Source organism: Chamaesiphon sp. OTE_75_metabat_556, from assembly GCF_031378165.1.
Taxonomy (GTDB): domain Bacteria; phylum Cyanobacteriota; class Cyanobacteriia; order Cyanobacteriales; family Chamaesiphonaceae; genus Chamaesiphon.
Window position 1 is genome coordinate 1 of record NZ_JANNDR010000383.1, and the last position, 7,306, is coordinate 7,306.

The window sequence follows — 7,306 nt, forward strand, 5'->3', positions numbered from 1 at the left end:
ATAATATCTATTAGCAAATTGCTTCGATCTATTTTTCTATCGACGCAACCAACTTGGGTTAGGTAAAAATCAAACTACCGTTTTTGTCGTATTACGCTGATAAACAATCCCCAACATCAAGAGTGCGATCGACAGTAACAACCACTCAGCAGGCTCTGGCGTAGCCGAAACCTGTCCTGAAGGCATCAATTGGGGTGATGCCAACGGGGCGGTTTTATCTTCGCCTTCGCGCCCGAAGCGATCTTTATCTCCCTCAGCAGTCTTGAGACTCTGTTTCTGGGCGTCATTTACTAACACGATCGCCGATGAATAGGGCGTGACGATGTTGTAACGTTTGGCGAGGACGTGTACTGCATCTAACTCTTTTAACTGGGTTGGCTTCAGCGATTGGCTCACCTGAGTTACCCATTGCCGTGCGGCGATCGCATCAAAGTTATTGTCCTGTTGTGCGGCCGGATCTTTGGCTTGACTCAAGAACCAAGCATAGTTATCTACCACGCTCAATAACGATGTGCCCTCGCCCAAACTGGGCAGTGTCGCAATCCGCTGCATCACTGTTTTGATGTCTGTGGAGATGCTGCCACCGCTGCTCTGAATCGATGAGATCGTGGCATCATCATAGGCATGAGGCAATCCACCCAAATGCACCATCCACAGGGGCGCAGACAGCGATCGCTCTTTATTTAGATCCTTTGTCAATTCATAGCTACCGCGATCGGTAATTGCCACGATCGCATCATATTTGGCATTAGCAGTTCCTTGGCTGAGGGTGTGGAATTGCGCCAACATTTGCTGTGGATCGATTTTGCCGTAGAAGACTACTTTGTCTGGCTTGAAACCCGCCAGTGGCAATAGCTGTGCTTTCTCTGGCTGGCTGTCTGTCTGATAAAGATCGATCTGGTTGTGGGGCAGAATATTTGTTTGCAACCAACCGATCATTTTTGCTAGTTCTAGACGATGGGCATTCATACTGTAAGAGCTATCGAGGACGATCGCTAGTCGTTTCCCGTTAGGCAAACTATAGCCTTTCAGGTCGAAGGGTTTGGCGATAATATTGCTGCCATTTGGTAACGTCAGTTGATGTACTTGTGGTGCAGATTTATCGGCAGCGATCGATTGGGGCAACCAGTCACCCGCTCCGGCTACTGACTGACGATCGATAGTGCGTTGGGTATTTTTATTCCAGTACACGTTGCGGTGTTCGTTGAGATGTGGCAGCGGCCAGACACTATCCTGTTTCATGACTTTATATGTCATCCACATGTGCATCGGCTGATTGGCTAAGACTGGAAAAACTCGCAGTCGGTAATTTTGTGGCCCTACCTGTTCTAATAAAGCCGGATCTACTGGAGCTACTCGCCGCTTGACCTCTGCTTTGTAGGTCTTTTGGGCAGCTCCACGGGTGGAAATTTGGAATGGGAAACGACGAGCGAGATCGTCAGATTCACCCAGCCATAGCCCACTCACCGTCGCACTTTCGGGTAAGGAGAAATAATAGAAAATTTCCTGCGGATCGATCGTTTGATTTGCATAGGTTTCATGCAGTTCTACATCAGCCCAATCCCCGTGGGGCGAGACTTTGACCTGCTGCTGGGCTAATAGTACCCGTTTGGTATCGATACTCCACAATCCAGCATTGGCCTGACTCCGATTGAAATCCGATTCTACAGCATGGCGAATGGTCTTTTTCTCGCCGCGCAGAATCGACTCATCAAAAAATTGAGCGTAGCCATTGGCCGCAGCTTGGCGATCTTCGCGCTTGCCCTGATAGGTAAACGGATGGGTGACGAAATTATAAGTAGCTTGAATACCCTGCGCCATCGAATCGGGGAACTGGAGCCAACGATAGGCTGCGAATACCCGCCGATCGTCTGAATAACGCAAATAACGATACTCGGCGAGGTAGGCATTTATAAATCCCTGCCGCAGTAATTCCGATTTTTGGAGATTGGTTTGACGATCGATTGGTGTTTGTTCGAGCAGACTAAATGCCTCAACTTGGGGCTGTTGTTGCAGGGCGATCAAGCTACCCAACCAGACGATCGCCAACCCGCCAGCTAACGCCTGTACTTGCCGTTTGCCATAACGTTCGATCGATTGTTGGAGATTTTGCCACCATAGTTGCTGCGCCACAAACAACATCCCAAATGGCAAACTGCCGATCGCGTAACCACACGCGAACAACGGAAACACGACAATAGAAATTACGACAACATAGAAATTGGTGAACAACAACACGCCCACAGGCAGCACGAAGAATAAGGCGATCGCCACCACATATAGGGATACAAATAAGAACAAACTCAAACCCACCAGCGAGAATAAATTCCCCCGCTGCTCATCGGTCGATTCTACTTGACGCTGTTGCCAAAACCAATAACAGCTTCCCAACCAGCCCAATACACCCGAAACCAGCAAGAATGTAGTAGCCGGAGTCAGATCGCGCAACAGAAATAATCGAATCGCGCAGACAACCAAAATCGGTGCTTCTAGAGCATAGAACAGCTCGAATAGCGATAAAGATGGCTTCAGCTTTGACTGCTGCCGCTGTCTGCCAGCGATCGCTGTAGTTATCGGCACACCTACCAAGCCAAATAATGGCACCATCAGATCGAGTGGTACGTTACCGGCAAATGAGTCACGAACCAATGCCATCCCCATTGAGGGTAAATAGCCCACGCAGAGAACTAGTAGGAGCGTGATGTTGGAGATCCAGAAGAAGAGTTTGTTCATGTTGGCAAGGGGCTAGGGGCTAGGGTTAGGGGGAACTGGGAAACTGGGAGCGAAAATTCACGATCCTCTATCCCCTTTCTCAATTCATTCGATCGATTGCATCGTGCGTTTGTTTAATAAACGCTTGGACTGTGGGTGTGTCTGGGGCATCGGCTCGATCGAATACCACCGAAACCATCGTCCAGCGAGATTCGCGGCGAAATACGTCATCCCAAAAGCGCGACATAAAATCATCAGTCGTGCGGGTTGCCGATTGAAACCAATAGATTGCCGATCGGTTGCCGTCATCGAGTGATAACCATCGTGCCGTTACTTCTGGCGTAATTACTCGCTGTACCACAGGTGCGATTTTGTAACCGCTCGCGGCCAAACATATTTCTGGTGCGTGGTGTGCTTGCCAAGTTGGACTTGCAACGACGACGGACGTTCCGGTTAAGTCTCCATATTGGAATTGTTGTTTGCGGGTAGTTACACCGGGATAGCTAGCAAAAAACTTCCGCTCTTGAGGATTGAGATCCAATGTTTGCGTCTGCATCGGTGCCACCCATTGCAAGTTTGATAAATCAATTGCGGAGATCGCCCGCTCTGGTTGTGGCATGGGGACGATCGCCAGTACTAGCAATAACCCAGATAATGCGACTAGCGATCGCCAGTTGAGCACTGTAGCTACTCGATCGATTCGCTCGCTAGTTGCCGACTGCGCTGCCCTGTTTGGCACGAACCGTAACAGTAACCAAGTGAGCAAACTGGCCGTTACAAACCCGATCAACCCCATTGGCACATGCAAAATTTCTGCCCATGCTGGCTGGTGTAAAACGTGAATCAGGATCGTCAAAATTAAGACGCGTCCGGTATTGGCGATCGCTAGAAACCCCAAGTTCGCCAGTCCGACAAACAGCCACCGCAGACCGATCTGCCGTCCTTCCAGCCAGGTTGCTGCCAATAGAAACAACGTACCCGTCCACATGCTCTTGAGTCCGCTACAAGGCAAATCCACATAGGCAACGCCCGTATTCAAGACGATGACATCGCCAGCGGAAATGGCCGAAATCTGCCACTGGTGCAAAATCCATTCGACGATGTGCGCCGTCAAGATCCTGGCAGGCGCACCGACTCCCACACTAAACTGCACACCAAAGGGCAGCAAACAGGCGATCGCGATCCCGACCGGCAAACCCCGCCGCCACACCGATGGAGCCAACCATAAACCCAATAAACCGTAGCTACCTAGTAAAAATAATCCGACGGGTAACTGTGTTAAGGACACCAACCATTGCGTCGCCATCGATCCTATGCCACAACCCAGCATCACTATCAAGGGCAGTCGATGTAGCCCTGGTGCTAGTTCAATGGATTGACGATAACGCCAACCCAGGAATGCCAATAGCAATGCGCCAGCAACCAGGATGACGGCATTGAAGGGCGAGACATCGAAGATCGATGTTGCCAACCACTGGAGCGGAACATGATTAAAATACAGCCAGCTCGCCACGATCGCGATCGTGCCAGCAATTAAACCCCGATCTAGTCTTGATGCTCGGTGCAGCAGAGGGATATTTGTCATAAAATTACAATCTTTGTGAATCGAGATGGATGCTCACAGGGAGAGGTTCCGCCAACGGCTCGATTTGCTAAACATGATTAATCCATATACACATCAATAGCAGTAGATTCCGGAAACAGAGGCGATAAGATGTAGTTGGGCGATCAATCTACAAATATGCAGTCGATCGGCAGATCGATCGATAAGACTCTGCCAGTTAGTTTTTGGTATAGTGGCCATGTTTTAATCCGCACCACCTAGATACCTAGATCGCAAAATCTTGATTACCTACGGTAGGCTACGCCAACGATCGAATTTGGTTTGTAAATCATAAATAGTTAGATGAAATCTTATACTCTCATCGCTCCCGCGAAAATCAATCTCCATCTCGAAATCCTCGGCATCAGACCCGATAACTATCACGAACTAGTCATGGTGATGCAGACAGTCGATTTAGCAGATCGAGTCAAGATCGAATCTTTGAGTACCGATGATATTATTCTGCACTGCGGGCATCCTCAAGTTCCACTCGATCGCACCAATTTAGCCTATCGTGCAGCGGAATTGATGCAACAAGAATTTCCCACTGCTTTTCGCGAATATGGTGGTGTCGAAATTACCATGCACAAGCAGATTCCGATCGCCGCAGGATTGGCGGGCGGATCGGGAAATGCCGCTGCTGTGTTGGTTGGTATCGATTTATTGTGGGAGCTAGGACTGACCCAGAGCGACTTACAACAGTTGGGGGCAACACTGGGTTCTGACGTGCCCTTTTGTATTTCCGGCGGCACTGCCATTGCCACGGGTCGAGGCGAGGTCATCTCGCCCCTACCTAGCTTAGAGGGGATTCATGTCGTGCTGGGCAAATATCAAAGTCTGGAGGTATCGACCCCCTGGGCGTATGCGGCCTATCGACGCGAATTTGAGTATGAATACGCACTAGATCCTGATGGTTTAGCCGCGCGATCTCATCGCGTCCATTCTGGGGATCTCGTCCGCGCGATCGCGACTCAAGATGCCGTTAAAATTGGGCAACGTTTATACAACGATTTAGAAAAAGTGGTCTTACCAGCTTATCCACTCGTCAGTCAATTGCGTGCAGAATTTCAGCGGCATCCCCATCTCGGCACGATGATGTCCGGTTCGGGGCCGACGGTATTTGGTCTAGCCAGTTCTCAATCCCAAGCCGAAAACCTGTATCATCAAGTCCGTGCGGCGATTCCCGACCCAGATTTAGAGTTATTTGTCACCCAATTTAACGATCGCGGTGTCAGAGTAGTTTAAAGATTTAGACATTACCCGTAGCTATTAGCTATTATTCTGATCGCTCCCAAATCCAACCTCCAACCTCCAACCTCCTGATGACTCAAACTACACCTCCTGATGCCAGCTTACCCACACCCTTACGTTGTTTGACTGGCGCGCTGATTGCCGGCGCAATGTCGATCGCGATGTATGCGATGACTAGCAAAATCGCCACGACATTTGCCACCAAACCCATGATCCAGAAGACGACGATGGCCACGAATATTGCTACCGCAGTCAGAACGCTGGTGGTTGGATCGACAGCATTGGGTGCAGCCGTATTTGGGATTATTGCGATCGGGCTAGTCGCACTAGGGATTCAAGTCTTATTTAGCAAGAAAAAAGCCAGTGCCGAGCCATAACATTGGCGATCGCTTGTACTGATCGGAAAGCACTATCCTAAATATTGAAATCTACCCAAAGATAGATTTAGTAATTTATAAACCAAAATAACGTAATGTTTTACACGTTTGTTTAAAAGAAAGCAATATTTTAATCGATCGTTTATAATGCCCTATTTGGAGAACAAATAATTAATTAGATGTTCGGACACCACTACGATTAAAAGTGCGTTACATTACAAAGGTGTCCACTAAATCGAGTAAATAAATCACATGGCTGATATAGTTGATACTGCCGTAAGTGCAGGTTCTTTTACAACCTTAGTTGCTGCTGTTAAAGCGGCTGGTTTGGTCGATACGCTCAAAGGTGCAGGCCCTTTTACTGTATTTGCACCAACTGATGAAGCATTTGCAAAACTACCAGCAGGTACTGTTGATGCACTGCTCAAAGATATTCCTAAGCTCACAAAAATCCTGACCTATCATGTCGTTGCTGGCAAGGTAATGGCGGCTGATGTTGTTAAGCTCAAATCAGCAAAAACAGTTGAAGGTTCGGAAGTGAAAATTGATGCTACAAGTGGTGTCAAGATTAATGATTCTAAAGTCGTAACCCCTGATGTTGCCGCCGATAATGGTGTCATCCACATTATTGATGCAGTATTACTTCCTGCATAGATTGATTCTGTAATAAATCTGGGTTTTAAACATTGAAAATGAGGTAGTAACTGTAAAAGTTGCTACCTTATTCTTTTGGTGAATTGAGATCGAAATAGTGTTTTTTGGGCTGTTGCACAAGCAATCTGGAGCTTAGGCGATCGATTTTCCCATAGTCTTTAGTTTTGATTTATTCCCATCGTAGTTGAATTGAGTGTGCAGTGAAAGCACGATCGCAGCTAACTAAAGTGAGAGAATTATTAATGGTTTGAGCGATTAAAATCCGATCGCATGGATCGCCCGAACATGCTAGGATTTTACATCATGCTAACGCGGTAATGCAAAATTCTAGAGAGAGTAGCGATCCCCGATCGCTCTATACAGCCTGTCTGCAAATTTATTGCATCTATTTATTCTTAACTTATCGAGAATTTGCAATGGCGATACTGACGTTTTCTTTAGATTATGGGATTGCTTTTCTAGAACATTTATTAATGCTTCATCGCCGCAATCGTCGCAAAGAGCTAACAAAAAATCATCTGGATACAGCACCGAAAGATTATAATCTTGATAAGATCTGACCGGAAAGTCTTTGAGATTGTATGTGACTAGATAATCGGAGTAGATAACTGTCTCTTAATACCGTTGCGGCTAACTTCATCTAAAATCTCCTCAGAAAGATAAAGTTGAAAAACTCCTTGAAATGCAGCAGTAAACAAAGTATCTTTAA

6 protein-coding genes are annotated in these 7,306 nt (G+C 47.4%); 4 read left to right on the forward strand and 2 right to left on the reverse strand.

The genetic code is table 11. The features are described 5' to 3' along the window. Positions 1–69: 69 nt before the first annotated feature. Both RMO27_RS15520 and xrtO read right to left on the reverse strand, forming a co-directional pair. Positions 70–2,733, reverse strand: a complete 2,664-nt coding sequence (locus tag RMO27_RS15520) for a TIGR02921 family PEP-CTERM protein (protein WP_309734102.1) — start codon at positions 2,731–2,733, stop codon at positions 70–72. Between the two features lie 79 nt (positions 2,734–2,812). Further along, positions 2,813–4,297, reverse strand: coding sequence for an exosortase O (gene xrtO, locus RMO27_RS15525; RefSeq protein WP_309734104.1), 1,485 nt, complete (start codon positions 4,295–4,297; stop codon positions 2,813–2,815). A gap of 321 nt (positions 4,298–4,618) precedes the next feature. Between xrtO and ispE the strand changes: the two genes are divergently transcribed. The 4 genes from ispE (at position 4,619) to RMO27_RS15545 (ending at position 7,157) form a co-directional block, all read left to right on the forward strand. Further along, entirely contained in the window at positions 4,619–5,560 is a 942-nt protein-coding gene (gene ispE / locus RMO27_RS15530) for a 4-(cytidine 5'-diphospho)-2-C-methyl-D-erythritol kinase (protein ID WP_309734108.1), read from the forward strand. 77 nt (positions 5,561–5,637) lie between these two features. Beyond that, a complete protein-coding gene (locus RMO27_RS15535) occupies positions 5,638–5,943 on the forward strand; it encodes a DUF3082 domain-containing protein (protein WP_309734110.1) in 306 nt (101 codons plus the stop codon). A 252-nt stretch (positions 5,944–6,195) separates the two neighbouring features. Then, positions 6,196–6,597 (forward strand): fasciclin domain-containing protein, encoded by a 402-nt coding sequence (locus RMO27_RS15540; protein ID WP_309734112.1) that lies wholly within the window; start codon positions 6,196–6,198, stop codon positions 6,595–6,597. A gap of 317 nt (positions 6,598–6,914) precedes the next feature. Continuing rightward, complete coding sequence (locus RMO27_RS15545; RefSeq protein ID WP_309734114.1) at positions 6,915–7,157, forward strand: hypothetical protein; 243 nt, start codon at positions 6,915–6,917, stop codon at positions 7,155–7,157. The last annotated feature ends 149 nt before the right edge of the window (positions 7,158–7,306 follow it).